The following is a 264-nucleotide window of genomic DNA, read 5'->3' as shown; positions in this document are numbered from 1 at the left end:
CAGCGTTCGGCCAGGCGATGCTCAGCCAACATGGACTTGGCCCATTCGTAGTCGCCGCGGCTGCAGATCACGAACTTGAGCTGGTCGCGGCCTGTCAGCAGCGGGATGTTCTCCAGCCGGTTGCGCGCCATCTCACGTGAGTCCGGCGTCTTCAGGTCGACCACCCGCGATACACGCGGGTCCACCGCGGCGATGTCCAACGCGCCGGAGGTTTCCAGCGACACATCCAGGCCGGCATCGCACAGCTTCTGCAGCAGGATCAGG

General features: G+C 65.2%; 1 protein-coding gene. It reads right to left on the bottom strand.

Annotation, left to right across the window (positions count from 1 at the left end; translation table 11 throughout):
• On the bottom strand, nt 1–264 hold a 264-nt coding region (locus AC23P2_RS31385; RefSeq protein WP_487776836.1), incomplete at both ends, for a hypothetical protein.

It is taken from the genome of Runella sp. R0.1_18 (assembly GCF_057652155.1).
This window is presented reverse-complemented; position numbering and strand designations above follow the sequence as displayed.